At 65.7% G+C, this 17,833-nt stretch carries 9 protein-coding genes; 3 read left to right on the top strand and 6 right to left on the bottom strand.

Features of this window, described 5'->3' with window-relative positions; all coding sequences use genetic code 11:
- The 5 genes from MUO23_04335 to MUO23_04355 form a co-directional block, all read right to left on the bottom strand.
- The coding region (locus MUO23_04335) for a hypothetical protein (protein MCJ7512178.1) at window positions 1-2,189 on the bottom strand (2,189 nt) is incomplete at its 3' end.
- A gap of 11 nt (window positions 2,190-2,200) precedes the next feature.
- A complete protein-coding gene (locus MUO23_04340) occupies window positions 2,201-4,711 on the bottom strand; it encodes an NBR1-Ig-like domain-containing protein (GenBank protein ID MCJ7512179.1) in 2,511 nt (836 codons plus the stop codon).
- Between the two features lie 38 nt (window positions 4,712-4,749).
- Window positions 4,750-5,991 (bottom strand): NBR1-Ig-like domain-containing protein, encoded by a 1,242-nt coding sequence (locus MUO23_04345; protein ID MCJ7512180.1) that lies wholly within the window; start codon window positions 5,989-5,991, stop codon window positions 4,750-4,752.
- A gap of 55 nt (window positions 5,992-6,046) precedes the next feature.
- Window positions 6,047-8,356: an amidohydrolase family protein gene (locus MUO23_04350; protein ID MCJ7512181.1), complete on the bottom strand. Its 2,310-nt coding sequence runs from the start codon at window positions 8,354-8,356 to the stop codon at window positions 6,047-6,049.
- A gap of 268 nt (window positions 8,357-8,624) precedes the next feature.
- The gene (locus tag MUO23_04355; protein ID MCJ7512182.1) at window positions 8,625-9,473 is read right to left on the bottom strand and encodes a hypothetical protein; all 849 of its coding nucleotides are present in this window, start codon (window positions 9,471-9,473) and stop codon (window positions 8,625-8,627) included.
- A gap of 847 nt (window positions 9,474-10,320) precedes the next feature.
- Between MUO23_04355 and MUO23_04360 the strand changes: the two genes are divergently transcribed.
- Together MUO23_04360 and MUO23_04365 are read left to right on the top strand one after the other, a co-directional pair.
- On the top strand, window positions 10,321-10,455 hold the full coding sequence (locus MUO23_04360; GenBank protein MCJ7512183.1) for an MscL family protein: 135 nt from the start codon (window positions 10,321-10,323) through the stop codon (window positions 10,453-10,455).
- Window positions 10,456-10,742: 287 nt separating this feature from the next.
- Window positions 10,743-11,141 carry a hypothetical protein gene (locus tag MUO23_04365; GenBank protein ID MCJ7512184.1) on the top strand — a complete coding sequence of 133 codons (399 nt, stop codon included), beginning with the start codon at window positions 10,743-10,745 and terminating at the stop codon, window positions 11,139-11,141.
- Window positions 11,142-11,295: 154 nt separating this feature from the next.
- Here the strand turns inward: MUO23_04365 and MUO23_04370 are convergent, their stop codons facing one another.
- Window positions 11,296-13,773 (bottom strand): AAA family ATPase, encoded by a 2,478-nt coding sequence (locus MUO23_04370; protein ID MCJ7512185.1) that lies wholly within the window; start codon window positions 13,771-13,773, stop codon window positions 11,296-11,298.
- 341 nt (window positions 13,774-14,114) lie between these two features.
- Here MUO23_04370 and MUO23_04375 point away from each other — a divergent pair.
- Window positions 14,115-17,833 (top strand): GAF domain-containing protein (locus tag MUO23_04375; GenBank protein MCJ7512186.1); only part of this gene is annotated, 3,719 nt, incomplete at its 3' end.

The raw sequence follows: 17,833 nt of genomic DNA on the forward strand, positions 1-17,833 counted from the left end.
AGCCCCTCCAGTTCGTTGTAGAGGTCGATGACGAAGTCCCAGGCTTCGCCCATCGCATCTAGGAATCCCGAGAAACCCTGCTGACCGCTTCCCGAGAAGGTCTTGGGACAGACAGTCTTTCCGATGTTGATCGCCCAGAGGTTGTTGGCCATGTTGCCCGGAATGGCCTCGACGTCGAGGACCTCGATACACCCCCACAGGTTCGGATCGGGAAACACCGGCGGGTCGTAGTCGGTGACCTTCACCTGATACTGAGACACATAGCGTGAGTAGTCAGGTGCGGGGAACTTGATTTGCTCCTGGGGTGCCGGGTTATAGAGCACCGTGACCATGGACGATGGCTGGCAGCGCGGCTTGCCTTCTTGAACTGGTAGCACGCGCACATAGTAGCGGGGGAGCAGAAGCTCGTGCGGGAGGATCGGGTCGGCGCCCGACAGCAGCGGCACGGTCTGTGGCGCGAAGACGCTGCCAGATTGGGCCGCGGCAGGGTTTGCCTCCATGTCTACGACCGACTCCTCGGTCAGGCCGGGCAGACCCGCAACCACTGGCCCGCCCCCAACGAAACCCGCTTGAGGTTGTTCTGAGAGACTGATCGGCTTGGGCGCAAGCGGCGTCAGATCGATCGGGAACGTGGTCAGGCCGCCGCTGGTGGCAATCAGGTCCGAGAGCAGCAGGCCCGGCGGCACCAGAGTACAGGAGTCGCCAAAGGGAGAGGCGGACACCTGCCACAACCCGCCGTCGGTGGCTTGCTGCGGCGCCGTCCAGCGGAAGGTGCGTTGGCCCAGCTGGCCGACGGTCAGCGTGTCAGTCCACAGAGTGCCGCCGATATCGCCCTTGCAGCTGGCAGCTGGGCAGCCGAGCAGTTCGCCCGCTCCAGCTCCGGAAGGCAGGGATGCTGGAAGGTCCGCTGAGCCGGTGTGCTTCAGGCTGCCAAGGTAGACCAGCTCGCCGTCTTTCCAGCCCCACGCCTCCATCACCACCTGGTGGCCCTTTAGCAAGGCGCCCAGAGCGATCGAATCGGCCGATGGCTCGAAGAAGGCGTGCGGGTCGGCGGGGAGTCGGTCCCACTTCCCTAGCTCGAACGAGTAGTACAGGTAGGCCAGGTCGATCGGCTCCGGCAGGACCAGCGTGTCGCCCTCAACGTGCAATCCACTGGAGTTCTCGGCGCACGAGGACGGCGCCTCGAAGGCCACCACATTGCTGGCGGCCTCTCCGGCCGCGTTGAAGGCGGAAGCGTAGAACTGTTGCTTGCCGTCGGCCTTGGGTGCATCGAAGGCGATGGCTCCGCTCCCCGTATGTTCACCCAACGTGTCGATTCGGGTGAACGATCCTCCGCCAGAGCCGACTCGATACACATAGAAACCGGCTTCATCGGCCGACTGATCGCCGATGTACAGGCGAGTGGTGCAGCCGTTCGGCGACAGAGTGAGCGACGGCGCGGAAGGTGGCGTCGTCGCAGAACCCAGGGAGCTCGGGGGCGGAGCGGCGGCCACGACCTCCTGCGGGATCGGCGGGAGCTCAATGGACGCAGGTGGGGGCGAGTCGCTTCCCGGATAAGGGACGAACAGTTGATCGCCCGCTTGGAGGGCCTGGCCTGAAGGCCTGGGGCTGGCGCCGATGAGTGACGCGGTGCTGACGCCAAGATCTCGCGCCAGCACGTCGAGCCGCTCCCCACCCCGAGCGGTGTAAAGCATACGGTACCCGGGGTCGGTCACACCCTGCAGGCGCAGGACCTCGGAGTCTGCCGTGCGGCCTTTCTGGTCGACGGCGCGTACCAACAGCATGTGTTCGCCCTCGGCAGGCACCGTCCAATCCCAGGTATCGCGCACGAACGGGCGCCCCTCGCCCCGATGATCAGCGACAGCCGCCAGCGCCCCATCCGCCCAAAGCTCGAGGGAGACGATAGCATCCGCGCCCAGCGCCTCGCCCGAGACAGGTACGGCTCCGCCCACAGGATACCCGCCGCCGTTCTCGGGGCGTGTGAGCGTAACGAGGATTGGATTGGCGGCGGGCGGCAGCAAGCTGTCCCCGGCCAGCGTGCCCAGGAATGGAAGGTTGCAGGCGACTGCCGCCAAGGTCACCGCCAGGCCGGCAGTGAGCGCCGGGCGTATGCCCACCCTCCGAGGGATCCAAGCGGAAGCCCCTCGCATCACTCGTATCGTCGGGGTTGTCCAGAGTGCATGTCTCATGAATGCCATCCTCACAGCAGCGGCCGCGCAAGGCGTGCGATCACCACATACAGCACGATCAAGCCAGGTGCGCTGTTGGCCTCGTTGCCGGCGGCATCGACGGCGACGGCGTAGTAGGTCAAGTTACCCTGGGTGCTGTAGGGACCGCCGGTGTAGCTACACGTAGTCGTGTTGTCACAGGTCTTCACCTTCCCCGGAAACTGCCCGGGGGCCGTCACATAGAGATCGATGCGCGTCACGCCGACGTTGTCACCAGCGCTGGCGGTGAACCGGATCGTCGAGCCCGTGGGGAGTGACCCGCCGTCTGGGCTGTGCGACACATTGACCGACGGCGGCTGCGTGTCGGAAGCGGGGGGCGAAGTGGGCCGCGGCGGCGCTGCCTGCTCAACGACAATCTGAATATAGAACGGCGTCTGCCCGCTGGCGCCAACGCCGAAGTGCACACCCTGGGGATCGCGGATCTGATAGTCGCCCCGGTAGGTGCCATTGCCAGCTGGGGCGACCATGTCCACGGCGAGATCGACCATGGCGCCCGGCGGAACGATGGCCGGGATCGCAAGGGGCGTGTTGTTGGACATCGAATCGCCGCCGATGAAGACAACCTTGTACTCCTCGTTCCAGGTGCACGTGCCGTCATTGCGCAGGCGCCAGACCTTGGTAAAGCCCTGGCCAGGGGACGCCTGGGTGTTGTCTGGGAAACTGACGTCGGCAATGAACTTGGCCTTGTCGAGGCAGGCGGCCGCAGGTGTGTCGGTGGGGAGCACGGCTGGGACCGAGGTTAGAGTCGGAGGGAGAGTTGGTGTGTCCCCTGGCTGCTCAGCTGATCCGACAGGGGAGGTTTGGGCCAACTCGACGATCGCCCCGAGAGGAGCGTCTTGCAGGATCCCAGGTGGTTGGGCGCGCAGCTGGTCGAGTGGAATGGGCTGCATCTGGACGGCACCCGTGAAGTCTGGAAGCTTGGCAAACCCGGGCAGAGGCCGCGAGACGATGTTGTAGCGGACTTGCTGCTTGGACTGGACCGACCAGGCACCGAGAAAGTTCACCTGTGTGTCTTGGAAGAAGAAGGCGCCCTTCATGTAGTCACCGACAAAATCGCCCGTCGGCGTCCAGGCGTCGCGCACTCCGCCGAGCCTGGACAGATCGCCAGCGGGTGACCACTTGACGGCGTCGTCCACCAGGGCAAAGCGGGCGAACAGCTGGCCAGCGCCGTTGCTCTCCAGCCAGTAGAGCATCGAAGGGTTCGTTTCCTGTTTGAGCTGGAATCGGTCCGTCTCGACGAAGTTGGCCAGGATCACATCACCGGCGGAATCCTCGGCCTGGATCGACCGGACCGGAAGGGCGACCACAGAGTCGTCGGGGCCGATGTGGACGTTGACAATGCGCGCCACCTGGCGCCAGTTCAAGACGGCTGGGAACGCGATCCGCAGCGTGTCGCCCAGGGCATCGCTGTGGACGCGCGACAACGATGGAGGGAGAACTCTGGCTTGGATAACTTTGGCGCTGAGGGTATACGCGGCAGAGCCGGCCTTGCTCGCATCCGGCAGCTGCTGGCACCGGCTGCCCGGGTCGGTCTTATCGCCAAAGAAGATCTGCACTCCGCCCTCAACAGCTGTCCAGGGAGGATCCATCCAGTACAAGGTTGTGGGATACCCCTGGATGGCGTCATCGTAGACACACTGGGCCAGGTAGAGCCGGCCGTTGGGAGTCGAGGTCATCACGATCGGCGTGGCTCGGGTAAGGGTGTCGGCGGCGGCGGTCCAAGTGCTGCCGTTGTCCGTCGAGGAGAAGATCACCCCGGCGTGGAACGCGGCGTAGCTCCCATATCCGCCTCCCATGCAACCGGTGGTGAGGAAGATGCGCCCGGTCCAAGGATCGACGTAGATTTCCTCGCGGTCGAAGCCTCCTCGCCGTGGCGCCTTGTTCTTGTCAGCCTGGGGAACGCCGCACTGGCCCGAGAAGATCGACGAAGAGGCCGAATCGATGTCCGGGAGCCGCTCCCAGGATGTGCCGCAGTCGAATGACCGCCACAGGTGAAGCGCACCGCGAATACCATCGGTCCAGGACGGATCCGTGTTGGGATCCTTGCTGTAGACATCCCACCAGGCAGGTTTCGGGGTGAGCGGGGCAACGCTTCCGCCTTGGAGAACGACTAGCAGACCGCCCTTGGGCAGAGTCGTGATCAAGATGTCAGCCGATCCGAACGTGTCGTCCGGGCTGATCGAGAAGGCGGAGGCGGAAAGGGCGGTAACGTTCAGGGTCTGACCGCTCTGGGTAAGGTCCGCGGAGAGGATGCCGGGGAAGTTGTTGTCAGCGGCGGCGATGAAGACCTTTCCTTGCGGGCAGGCGGGGTTCACACCCTCGGGGATGACGGCCGATGCGATCTCGGCGTACGCTTCTGTTGTCTGCCAGATCGTCTCGTCGCCGACCTTTGGGGCCGGGGAAGGCAAGTTGCACCCAGCGAGAGTCATGGCGCTGAGGGCCAGGAATCCGCGGACGATGCCGGATAGGACGACTCTATTCATGACTCTCCGTCCTCCCGATCCAGCCTGCAGCCGGCTGGTCAGGAAATGACCACGTAGATCAAGATCGAGCCTGCACCGCTGTTGGTTTCGTTGCCGGCGGCATCGGCGGCCACGGCGAAGTAGCTCAAGTTGCCTTGGGTGGTGTACGGGCCACCGGTGAAGCTGCAGCCGGTTGAGCTGTTGCAGGTCTTGACCAAGACCGGGAACTGGCCGGGGGCGGTGACCCAGATGTCGATGCGGGTCACGCCGACGTTGTCGCTGGCGTTGGCGTTGAAGGTGATAGTGGAGCCGGTGGGGATCGATCCGCCGGCTGGGCTGAGCGACACGCTGACCGACGGCGGCTGGGTGTCGGGTGCGGGGGGCGAAGTCGGCCGCGGAGGAGCTGACTGCCCGACGACAATCTGAACGTAGAACGGCGTCTGTCCGCTGGCGCCAACGCCGAAGTGCACACCCTGGGGATCACGGATCTGGAAGTCACCGCGGTAGGTGCCGCTAGCACTGGGGGCCACCATGTCCACGGCAAGATCTACTGTGCCGCCCGGCGGAACGGCGGCGGGGATCGCAAGGGGTATGGTGTTGGCCATCGAATCGCCACCGATGAAGACGACCTTGTACGACTCATTCCAGGTGCACGTGCCGTCATTGCGCAGGCGCCAGATCTTAGTGAAGGGCTGGCCAGGGGTCACCTGGGTGTTATCCGGGAAGTTGACGTCGGCAACAAACTTGGCCTTGTCGATGCAGCCGGGTGTGGGAGTCCAGGTCGGCAGGGGGGCGGTGGTGGCTGCGCGGCGCGGGGTCGGGGCCCGGGTGGGCAAGAGAGACCTGGGGGTGCGGCTGGGGACGACGACCGCCGGTGACCCGAGGGCTTCGGCAGGCGGAAGTCCGACCAGTGTGACGGCGGATGAGGTGGTGGCTCCCCAGTCGCCGTTGTGGTTCTGGACGCGGGCGGTGAGGACAAAGTCTCCGGCGTACAACGGGTCCCAATTCACCTTCAACACGACCAGCGGGGCCGTGGGGTCGTCGGGTGGCCGACGTGCCAGCACCTCGCCGTCAACACTGACTTCAACTTCGGCCACGCCGCCGGGGTCCGCCGCATGCAGCACAATCTCCATCGGAGCTACCGGGTGCGAGGAGTCGTGTTGCGGGGCATCGATCCAGGCCTGCGGGCCGGCGGAGCCGGATGGGCCAGTGCAACCGGCGAGCAGCAGGCCGACGACCACGCCGACGATCCATCTCTGGGATGCAATGGAAGGGCCCAACGCGATCTGCTTCGATCTCATCGTTTCCTCCGGTCCGGCCATGATGGCCGGGCGCGCCGGCCGATCGGCGGCGCGGTCAGGGCTGCATCGAGATAAGCGCCGGCCACGTTTGGGAGGCCCCCACCATCCCATCGGCCGTCAATCCGTGATCTGCCTGAAACGCCTTCACGGCGGCTTCCGTCCCACGGCCAAAGAGCCCATCGACGACGATCTCTCCGTAGCCGGCCTTCTCGAGGAGAAGGTGCTGTGCTGCGCGCACGGCATCGCCGCTGCTTCCGAACTGCACGACGACACCCTGGACCAGCGCCGGCCAAGTCTGCCCTCCGACCAGGCCGTCAACCCCCAGGCCTCGCTGCGACTGGAAGGTCCTCACCGCCTGCTCGGTGACCGGCCCGAAGAGCCCGTCGGCCGGGAGGCTTTGACCGTGGTGGCGGAGCAGGTACTGGAGCGCCGCCACTTCCGGCCCCTGGCTGCCCACTTGAAGCACCGGCCAGCCCGCGGCAGACGTACCGGCCGGAGGCGGCGTGGAGGCGGGACCAGTCGCGCCGGAGCAAAGTGCCTGCGCGCCCGGCGCACACCAGGCCACTTCTCCACCGACCATGGTCATGAGTGACTCAATCTCGAGCAGGTCCTCAATAGGCACCGCCCGAGGATCTGCCGAGAGAATCACCAGGTCGGCGAGTTTTCCCGGCGTCAGGCTGCCGCGGGTGTCTTCCTGGAAGATGGAATACGCGGCGTCGATTGTCAGGAGGGGAAGAATCTCTTCGACGCTCAGCGCGTGCTCGACCATCCACGGCTCCGGGGGCCGGCCGGCGAGGCCGATCTGGGTTGCGCCGCGGTACATGACGCCCATCGGGGACATGTGGGAGGCGGTGGTGTATTCGTCGCTGACCCCGTCGGGGTTGAGGGGGCTACCGGCCATCAGGACGCCGGCATCGACCAGGCCGCGCCAGTTGCTGACGTTCTCGGCCCCTTGTTCGACGATCACGGTCTGGACATCGGGCCAGCTGGAGACGACGCCGATAACTCCGGGTTGGATCGAGGCGATCACGCCCAGGCGGGCCATTCGCTCCTGCTGAGCGGAGGTCTGAGCCAGGGCGTGCTCGAATCGATAGCGGGCATCCCGGGCCTGCTCGCCGCCCTCGGCCAACTCGATCGCGTCCAAGGCGAGCTGGTGGGACCAGGCGCCGATGGTCTTGAGGGCCAGCTGCCAGCCTTCGGCGCGCCGGGCGCGGATCTCCTCGGCCAGCCCAGGTGGATCAAAGAAGAGCACCCGGCCAGAGTCGAAGTCGATGAAGAACTTCAGGCCGGCGGCGCGCAGGAAGGAGCCGAAGCGTTGCCCGGGCTGGTAGGCGTTGTACCAATCGGGCAAGGCGTTGCCTTCGAAGGTGTTGAACAACAAGTAAGCATCCACCCGGACCGGCAGTCGGCCGGCTGCAGCCAGGTCGCGCAACTCATTCCACTCGGCCTCGTCCACCGCAAGCTCGGTGACGCCGGTCCAACCCTGGCGCAGGATTTCCTGAAAGGCCTCGTCGGGAGGGTCGAACCCCCACTTGTAGCGCTGGGATATTCGATGCGAGTGGCTGTCGATGAAGCCGGGCGTTAGCGTCCGGCCCTGAAGATCGACGGTGGTGGTCGCCGGGCCGGCCAGCGCCAGAATCTCGCTGTCGCTGCCGACGGACACGATCGAGTCGCCGGCCACGGCAATCGCCTGGGCTGCCGGGCGATCCTCCTCCATCGTCAGGAGATTGCCGTTGTGGAAGATGACGTCGGGGGGGCCGCCGGCGGCGACGGGTCCGGCAGCCGCCGGTGAACCATAGGCTTCCACCTCGCGCCACGCCACCCACGAGGGGCCCTCGGTCGTCTCGACCTTGAGGTAGCGCACGGCCGCCCAGACCGCGGTTGGGGAGACCTCGAGCGCCATGCCATCGGCCGTGGAGCCGCGGAACTCGTGGAGGAGGCGGTAGTCGCCGGCGTCGCCGCGGGCCCAAATTTGATGGACCGTCTCCCCCGCCGGGTCTTGCGCGGGCAGGAGGACAAGACGGTCAAGATCGAAGGAGGCGCCCAGATCAATCTCGATCCACTGCGCCGGGTGCGAGCCGGCCCCCCAGGTCGTCTCCGGGTCGCCGTCGATAGCGGCGCTCGGAGGCTGGTCGGCCAACGAGGCCGAGGCCCTTGCGGTCTTGCCGCGGGCGAGGTTCTCCGAGAGGAGGGCGGCTGCCGGGGTGGCATTGGCCGCGGTGCGGACGGTGGGTTCAACGACCGTTGGGACTTCATCCCGGCTCGCTGCGCGCGAGCTGCACCCGGCCAGGACCAGGACCAGCAGGGTGGCGATCGAAGCCACTCGAGCAGTGGTCTGCAATTCGAGGGAGCCGGCCTGCCTCATTGGTTGACCTCCGATTCTCGCCCCGCGAGCGGGGCGGCCATCCGGACGGTTTCGCAGGCGGCTCGCGCCGAGCGAAGACCGATCCCGTTCTGCCGCCAATTCGGCTGATCCGCACCGCGTGCCGGCTTGGGGTCATGGGTCGGAGAGACAACGATCACCGTCAGCGGCCCCAGCGGGCGCGGGAAGGAACTGGCCGGGCTTGCGGCCCGCAAGTCCGGCGCGTGTCGCCGGCCACCCCTTTGAACTCCACAGGGAGACGCCTGAGGTGTCACCCGCCCGAGCTCTGTATCTCGAACCAGTCGAAGTCGGCAAAGTTGCCCGCCGTCTTGGCCTGAGCGGCGATCAACCCCACCGAGACCGGGTTCCGGTCGACGCTGTGGGTGCCGAGCGGGACCCAGGTTGATCCGTCGGTCGAGTAGGTGGCGGCATAGCTGTCGCTCTGCCGCTCCAGGCGGAACAGGTAGTCGACGCCCAGCGAGCTCGGCGTGGCGAAGTTGCCGCCGACAGGAGTGCTGTTCTGGATGTTGTCGAAGTACAGCCCGTCGCCGAGGCATCCGTCCGACCCTGAGGGGACCCGACAGAAGCCGCGCCCGAGTTGCAGTACGCTGTGGTCGTCGAAGATGACGACCAGACCGGCGATCTCGAAGTTGCCGAACGGGCTGAAGCGCAGCCAGGTCTGTAAATCGAAGTCGCCCGGCGGCGCCGGCCGCACGAGTACGTTCGCCGGCGGGGTTGCGCTGAAGAAACTCCCCTTCGAGAGATTCAGGCGCAGCCAGCCGGGCATGTTGGACAGAGTCCAGCCGGGGGCGTCGTTCTGGTACCAGGTCCAGCCGGGATCCAGGGCCCCGTTGAAGTCGTCACGAAAGCCGGAGGAGGCAAGCTGCGGGATCGCGGTCGGCGCGGTCGCCGGCTGGGTAGGTGCCGCCTGCGTGGGCGCGACCGGGAGATTTGCAGGTCCAGCCTGGACGGACCTCACGGTCGGCTCGACGATCGTCGGCAGGAGCGCGGGATCACCGGCGGAAGGCGCCTGCGATGCCGAACAGGCATACAGGACGAAGGCCAGAGGAATGAGGGAGGTGGAGTGCCAAGCACCCCGCGTCACTAGAGTGAGCTTCAAGGCGAACCTCCATGGACGTCGGGCGGGACGAAGTGGCGAATGGTGGATTGGCAACGGAGTGGATGCCGTCTCCTGCTCAAGCAGAAGTTACGGAAAGGGACGATGCGCCCGCGGCTACATTCCCGGAGGCCCGGCGGACTCCGGCGATCTGGCGCCACCGGGAGGTGGCTATCCGTTGATGGATACATGCAGTTCCTTTGGCGAAGGAAGCGGCAGCCGACCGCCAGGGGTGCGTCCCCCAGGTACGCTGGCAGGCCGGCGTATGTGATGTATGGAGTGTACAAAGAAAACAAAGGTTGTCAATTAGGTAGGAGTACTGGACTTCTGGCTAGGGTACTGCTTTTCGGTCGACCGGGAGCCTTCGGCCGATCTGTCCGAGCGGAGTGTGCTAGCTGGCCCAGACTGAACAGCTTGTGCCAAGATGCACGAATGGGCTGGGGCGCTGTCTGCGAGGCAAGGGAATGGGCATCCGTGCGGAGATCACCGGCAAGCGCAGGGCGCTGCAGGCGCCGTGAGACTGAAACCTCTGCGCCGCCCCGGGTGTAGATTTCGAAGGCCGAGGCAAGGCACGCCGACGGCTGGGCCCAATCGGGCGAGCCGGGGCGGAAGGAGAGAAGGCGGGATCAGGCACTCTGCCTCGACGGCGGTTCAAGCGTTCCCGGTAGCCTTCGCCGGTCAGTTGCAGCATTGCACGGAGACGCGAGAAGCTCCCGGCGGCGTGAGGCGGCCCCTCGCTTGGCCGGGCGGGGAAAGGAGGGCGAACGGAAGGCGGGCGGGGGTCCTTCGGGGCGGTCGGCGGCGCTGCGTGGCGAAGCATTGAACGGTAGAATCGATTCGGAGGTGAAGCATGCTGAGTGAATTCCGGCAGTTCCTCTTGCGCGGCAATGCGGTCGATCTGGCCGTAGCCGTGGTCATGGGCGCCGCCTTCACTGCCATCTTCAACTCGCTGTCAACGACATTGTCATGCCGCTCGTCGGCCTGATGGCGGGTGGGATCGACTTCACACAGTTGAGTCCGACGGCCGGCAGCGCCATCGTCGCCTAGGCTACCTTCCTGCAGGCGATCGTCAACTTCCTGGTTGTCGGCACGGTGCTCTTCCCGGCCGTGCGAGCGGTCACCCGCCGCCACAAGAAGCAGCAGACCGCACGGGCTGAGCCGCCGCCTGAGGAGCACCTGTCGACGGGACCGCGATCTGCTCAAAGAAGGGCGGGGGCGCTTGCTTGACTTGCGGAGCCAGCGCACGCCAAGTGGACTAAGGAAGGAGGTCAAATGAGCTTCAAAGTGCATCGCCACGTATCTGGCGGACCGGATCAGATCATCGGAAGGGTCGATCCGGATGGCAAGATCTACCGCTCGACCCCAGGGCGGGACGATTACCTCGGACGCGTCGATCAGGCCAGCGGGCGGATCTACGTCGCCGAGCTTGGACCGGATGAGTACGTCGCCCGGGCGCACCTGGAGGACGGCAAGGTCTTCGAACATCGCCCCGCGGCTCGGGATCACTACATTGGGCGGGTCGACCATGCCCGCCGTCTGTATCAGCCCCGCCGATGGCGCTCGGACGTGTATCTCGGACGGGTCGATGAGGCCGCTTCGCTGGCGTTGGCCGGGGCAGCCTTGTTCTTTCTATTCCCAGTTCGATCGAAAGCCGGCCCTGAGACACCGTGACCCGCCGGCCGGTGACGAACCAGCCAGCCATCTAAGTGAGGGGACACTTCCGCCCGGGGAGGACGCGCAACGGGGTTTGGGCGCACCCCAAACCCCGCTGGGGATATCTCGCTCGGATTGCGAGCGGTCTTGAAGCGGACGCCGGCTCTGGGTCCTAGACCGAAGCGTGCTGCTCGATCCGCACCGGGGCGTCCTTGTCCCGCCGGCGGAAGGTGACCTCTTTGGTGGACTCGTCGTAGTCGACGACCACCGTGTCGCCTTCGTCGAACTCGCCTTCCAGGATCTTGGTCGAGAGCGGGCTCTCGACGTACTTCTGCAGCGCCCGGCGCAGCGGCCGAGCCCCGAAAGCCGGATCGTAGCCCTCGCGGGCCAACCATTGGCGGGCGCGCTCGGTCAGCTCGACGTCCAGGCGGTGTTCGGCCAGGCGCTCGCGCACTTCGTTCATCTGCAGATCGACAATCCGTTCGACCTGATCCGGCTTCAGCGGCGAGAAGATGATGATCTCGTCGATGCGGTTCAGGAACTCGGGCCGGAACGTTTCCTTGAGGGCGCGCTCGATCTTTTCTTCGGCTTCCTCGCTCGGCCCGTCCTCGCCGCGGCGCAGGAAGCCCAGGCTGCCAGAGCGGGTGACGAACTCGGTGCCCAGGTTGGAGGTCATGATCAAGACCGTGTTGCGGAAGTCGACCACTCGTCCCTGGCCGTCGGTCAGCCGGCCGTCGTCCAGGATCTGCAGCAGGGCGTTCCAGACCTCGGGATGGGCCTTCTCAATCTCGTCGAAGAGCACCACGCGGTATGGACGGCGGCGGACGGCCTCGGTGAGCTGGCCGCCCTCCTCGTAGCCCACGTAGCCGGGCGGGGCGCCGAACAGGCGTGAGACGGTATGCTGCTCGCGGTACTCGCTCATGTCGATGCGCACCAGCGCTTCCTCGTCGTCGAACATGAACTCGGCCAACGCCTTGGCCATTTCGGTCTTGCCCACGCCGGACGACCCCAGGAAGATGAACGAACCGATCGGCCGTTTGGGATCCTTCAGCCCGGCCCGGGCGCGGCGGATGGCGTCGGCCAAGGCATGGATCGCTTCATCCTGCCCAACGATCCGTTCGTGCAGGCGCGCCTCCATCTGCAGCAGCTTCTGAGCCTCGGTCTCCATCATGTGGCTGACGGGGATGCCCGTCCACTGCGCTACAACTTCGGCGATGTCGTTCTCGTCGACGACTTCATCGAGCTGGTGCTCGGACTCCCAGGCATCGCGCTTCTCGCGGAACTCAGTCTCCAGCCGCAGGCGGTGGGCCTTCTTCTCGGCGGCGCGCTCATAATCGCGCTCGACGCCGGCCTGCTCTTCCTCCGCCATCAGCCGGTCGGTCTCGCCCTTCAGGCTCTTGAGCTCCGGCGGCAGCGAGTACAGGGCGATGCGCACCTTGGCGCCGGCCTCGTCGATCAAATCGATGGCCTTGTCTGGCAGCGAGCGGTCGGTCACATAGCGCTCGGAGAGCTTGGCGGCCGCAATCAGGGCCTTGTCGGAGAAATGCACCTTGTGGTGGGCTTCGTAACGATCGCGCAAGCCGCGCAACATCTTGATGGTCTGGTCGATCGTGGGCTCGTCGACGAAGACCGGGGCGAAGCGCCGCTCAAGGGCCGCGTCCTTCTCGATGTGTTTGTGGTACTCATCAAGAGTGGTGGCGCCAATGCACTGCAATTCGCCTCGGGCCAGGGCGGGCTTGAGCATGTTGGAGGCGTCCATCGCCCCCTGGGCGGCTCCGGCGCCGACGACGGTGTGGAGTTCGTCGATCATCAGGATGATCTCGCCCTCGGAACGCTGGATCTCCTCGATCGAGGCCTTCAGGCGTTCCTCGAACTCGCCGCGGAAGCGCGAGCCGGCAATCATGGCGCCCAGATCCAGCGCCACGACGCGCTTGCCGGCCAGGATCTCCGGGACATCGTTGGTGGCGATCTTCTGGGCCAGACCTTCGACGATGGCGGTCTTACCGACGCCAGCCTCGCCGATCAGCACCGGGTTGTTCTTGGTACGCCGGGACAGGATCTGGATCACCCGCAGGATTTCCTTGTCGCGCCCGATCACCGGGTCAAGCTTACCCTCCTTGGCCAGGGTGCTCAGGTCGCGCGAGTACTTCTCCAGCGTGCGGTAGCGGGATTCCGCCTTGCGGTCGGTGACCCTTTGGCCACCGCGGATCTCCTTAACGGCGTCGTACACCCGTTCCTTGGTGATGCCCTCCTCGGCCAGCAGGCGGGCGATGGCCGTGTTGCGCTCGGAGAGCACCGCCAGAAAGATATGTTCGGTCGAGATGTACTCATCGTTCAGGCGGTTGGCCTCTTCGTTGGCCATGTCCACCACCCGCTTGACGCGGGGCGTGATGAAGATCTGGCCGGCGCCGCCGCCGTAGATGTTGGCCTTCGGGCTTGCCCGCAGCATCTGGTCGATCCGGTCGCTCAGCCCGTCCAGGTCGATGTTCATCTTCTCCAGGATCTGGGGAATCACACCCTGCGGCTGCTCAATCAGGGCCAGTAGGATGTGCTCGGTGTCGATCTGGTTGTGCCCATAGCGCTGGATGATCTCGGCGGCCCGCTGGGCAGCGTCCTGGGCCCGCTCGGTGAAGCGATCAAAACGCATCATAGGTACCTTCCTTGTGCCTTCCCCAAGGGAAGAGACACCTCGAACGGATTATAGCATCCGGCCAGCGCCAGGCCGGCTTTACTAACATAAGAGTTGCGTATGCGTCTGGCGACGCCAAAACCGCCTTCCGGAGCTCGGTTCTGGCAGAAAGCGGCAACTTGTGTGCCACCAGCCACCAAAGTCCAAAGTCGCAGTCCTCTCACCGCGGGCGTCCCTGGCAGCCGAGTCTTTGGCGCGGATCGGGGCCGCCAGGCTGGTACTGAAGTTGCATATACCCGGACCGATCAACCCCACAAACATTAGGGGGAGGAGGGCCGGGATCCCCGGCACACGGCTCAGACATGGGCATCCGGCCTGAGAAAGTACTGCCAAGCATCCTATTCCTGGGCGATCGCGCTCTGGGAGAGCAACTGGCGGCGGCTCTTCCCGAGGCTCGCGTGCGCACGGCCGATTCGCGCCTCCAGGCAGAACTTGCCCTGGCCGACCCCTTGCCGGACCTGGTCGTGGCCGATACGACCCAGCCGTGGGTGCAGGACCTGCCGTCCCGATCGCTGACTGAACAGCCTGATCGTCGAAGCCCGGCGCGCATCGACTGGGTGCCGGAGGCGCACACCCCCCAGGGCGATCTCCCGTCGGCTGCCTGGCTGACGGCACTGGTGGACGAGATCAGCCGCGAGCTGGCAGCCCGAAAGCAGACCCCCACCCCACCGGCGGATGGCGACTACTGGGGCCTGTTGCAGGGACTGCCGAGCGGCCTGTACCGCTCGACCCCGGACGGTCGAATCCTGGACGCCAATCCGGCCCTGGTCCATATGCTCGGATTTCCGGACCGCGAGACTTTGCTACAAGCCAATGCCATGGATCTTCATCTCCAGGGGGAGGATCGAGATCGGGTAGAGGCGGAGCTGGGCGCCCACGGGATCGTCCGTCCAGCGGAGGTTTGCCTTCGGCGGAGAGATGGAAGCGTTCTGTGGGTGGAGGAGTTCGCCCGGACGGTGACCGGGCCGGATGGCCTTGTCCGGTACCACGAAGGAGCGCTGATCGACATCACCGAGCGCAAACGGGCTGAGCGGGCCAGTCGGCGGCGGGAGGCCATCCTGCACGCGGTGGCCTTCGCCGGAGAACAATTCCTGCAGAACACCCCATGGACTGCGTGCATCGATGATGTGCTGGCGCGTGTCGGTCACGCTGCCGACGTCAGCCGCGCCTATCTGTTCGCCTTCCATTCCGATCAAGCCGGCCGCCCGGTGGCCAGCCAGCGCTATGAGTGGGTGGCCGAAGGCATTGAACCGCAGATTGCCCATCCGGGTCTGCAGAACCTGCCAAGGTCCGAAGGAGCCTTCGCCCGCTGGGCTTCCATACTCGAAGACAGACAGGTTGTGGTCGGCCGAATGCAGGACTTCACGCCGGCGGAGCAGCAGATGCTGGCCGGGGAGGAGATCCGCTCGCTCCTGTTGGCCCCAATCTTCGTCGAAGGGGCGTGCTGGGGATTCGTCGGTCTCGATGAGTGTACAGAAGAACGGCTATGGTCTGAGGGGGAGATCGATGCCCTGAAAGCAGCGGCGAGCGGCCTGGGAGCGGCCATCATGCGCCAGCTCGTCGACGACGCGTTGCGCCGGCTGCAGGAGTTCAACGAGGGCCTGCTGCTCAGCATGGCCGAGGGCATCGTCGTCGACGATGCCGATGGCAAGATCATCTTCGCTAACCCTGCCGCCTTGAGGACGCTGGGATATCCGCTGGAGAAGTTGGTGGGGATACACTGGTCGAACTACACCCCGGCCGACCAGCATGACAAGGTTCGGCAGGCCAACTCCCGCCGGGCCAGGGGGGAATCCGACTCGTACGAGATCGATGTCATCCGCGAAGGAGGGGTGCGCTTCCCGGTGTTGGTGAGCGGTAGCCCCCGCTACGAGAGGGGCGTCTTTGCCGGGACCATGGCCGTCTTCACCGATATTGCCGAGCGCAAGCAGGCCGAGGTGGCGTTGGCCCAGCGCGCCCGCGAGCTGACTGCGCTCCACGAGATCTCGCTTGACATCAGCATGCAACGTGAGGTCTCGGATCTGCTGCAGCTGATCGTTGCCCGAGCCACTAGCCTGGTAGGCGTGCCGCTAGGAGGGCTGTACCTGGTGCATCCTGACGGGCAGTCCCTCCAGCTGGTCGTCAGCCAGGGGCTGGATGGACTGCTCGGCACTGTGCTCCGCCGCGGGGAAGGCCTTTCCGGGCGAGTTGTCGAGACAGGCGAGCCGATGATGGTCGCCGACTACGGCGCCTGGGAAGGTCGGGCGCCCGTCTACGCCGAACTGCAGGTCGGGCGCGTTCTGGCGGTCCCTATGAAACACGCCGGGCGGGTGGTCGGCGTCATCAATGTCACCGACGATGTTTCGCGCGAGCTGTTCACAGAGGACCAGGTGCGTCTGGTCAACATGTTCGCCGACCAGGCGGCGATTGCCGTGGCCAGTGCCCGCCTGCTCGAGGGTGAGCAGAAGCGCAGCGCCGAGCTGGCCAGGTCGAAGGGCTTGATGGCGGCTTTGAGCCAGGTTGCGGCGCAAATCGAGCGCACGTACGATCCGGAACAAGTGCTGCAAACGCTGGCCCGCGAGGTCCGCAATGTAGGGCTGAACTACTGGCTGGGCTTCACGGATTCCGAGAGCGACGGAATCGTCGTGCGCTACAGTTCGCTGGAGTCGCAGCTCCTGCGGCGCTTGCAGAAACTCGTCGGCACCTCCAGCTCCAGTCTCTTCCTGCAGCGCCGGCGGGCAGCGTTCTTCGAGGAGGTCGTGCTGAATCGGCACCCGGTCATGATGGACGCCCGTGAGCAGATGCGCAGCATGGCGCCGCGGCTGCCGAAGGCGGTGCAGGCGAAGGTCCTTCAGTTGTGTGGCATATCCTTCGACACCAAGGTGGTCTGCCTCCCGCTGGTGGTGGGAGATCAGACCCTGGGCGTGCTGTCGCTCTGGGGGGAGGGTATCGGCGAGGAGGATCTCACACCCTACAGCGTCTTTGCCAGCCAGGTGGCTAGCGCCGTCGAAAAGGCCAGCCTGCTCGACGAAACGCGCCGCCGCGCCTCTTACCTGGAGGCGATCACCCGGGTGGCGTCAGCGCTGCGTACGGCCGGTGGGCGGCAAGAGATGGAAGCCATCGTGATCGATCAGTTGCTGCAGATGATGCAGGCCGACGGCGTGTGCGTGGCTATGCTCGATCCCGGGCACGAGATGATCGCATTTGAGGCGGCTTGCGGACGGTGGGCCGGGCTGGCCGGCAAGCGCCAGCTCGCCGGACAGGGGACCGCCGGCAAAGTGATCGAGAGCGGGGCCTCGATCGTGCGCGAAGAGGGCCAGCCGGTTCTCGAGGAGGATCTGCCCGCGCTGCGCAAGGCCCGCTCGCTGGCCGGCGTGCCCCTGACGGTGGAAGCCCGGCCCATGGGATGCTTGATGGTTGGGCGGGAGCGCCCGATCCAGCCCGAGGACCTGCGCTTGCTGACGGCGGTGGCGGAGATGGCGGCCAACGCTATCCACAGAGCCGGCTTGGTGGAGAGCCTGGAGGCGCGGGTCACTGAGCGCACACGCGAGCTCAAGGCGGCCAACGTCCGCCTGCGCGAGCTGGACTCTCTGAAGAGCGAGTTCGTCACCAATGTCTCCCACGAGCTCCGCACCCCGATCACCAACATCCTGCTGTACCTGGACCTGGTCGACCAGCCCCTGGAGGACCAGCGGCGCTCGGAGTACGTGTCGATCCTCAAGAAGGAGTCGGAACGGCTAGGGCGGCTGATCGAAGATCTGTTGACGCTGTCGCGCATCGAGCGCGGGGTGCTGCCCCTGGATTTCCAACCGCATGCCCTGGATCCCTTGATCGCCGAAGTGATGGCGGCCCACGAAGCCAGGGCTCAGGCGAGGGGTGTCGCCCTCAAGCATGAGCTCAACCCGGCGTTGCCCGTCGCGCTTGTCAGCCGGGAGCAGATCCTGCAGGTGTTCACCAACCTGATAGGGAATGCGGTCGCCTATACCCCGCCTGGCGAAGAAGTTGCGGTGTGCAGCGAGATCTGGCTGGAGGATGGGCGCGC

This window comes from Anaerolineales bacterium, from assembly GCA_022866145.1.
Lineage (GTDB): Bacteria > Chloroflexota > Anaerolineae > Anaerolineales > E44-bin32 > PFL42.

What these genes read in the sequence shown, in the direction of transcription:
- MUO23_04340 (MCJ7512179.1), bottom strand. Translation starts at nt 4,711, where the DNA reads ATGAATAGAGTCGTCCTATCCGGCATCGTCCGCGGATTCCTGGCCCTC.
- MUO23_04345 (MCJ7512180.1), bottom strand. Translation starts at nt 5,991, where the DNA reads ATGAGATCGAAGCAGATCGCGTTGGGCCCTTCCATTGCATCCCAGAGA.
- MUO23_04350 (MCJ7512181.1), bottom strand. Translation starts at nt 8,356, where the DNA reads ATGAGGCAGGCCGGCTCCCTCGAATTGCAGACCACTGCTCGAGTGGCT.
- MUO23_04360 (MCJ7512183.1), top strand. Translation starts at nt 10,321, where the DNA reads ATGCTGAGTGAATTCCGGCAGTTCCTCTTGCGCGGCAATGCGGTCGAT.
- MUO23_04365 (MCJ7512184.1), top strand. Translation starts at nt 10,743, where the DNA reads ATGAGCTTCAAAGTGCATCGCCACGTATCTGGCGGACCGGATCAGATC.
- MUO23_04370 (MCJ7512185.1), bottom strand. Translation starts at nt 13,773, where the DNA reads ATGATGCGTTTTGATCGCTTCACCGAGCGGGCCCAGGACGCTGCCCAG.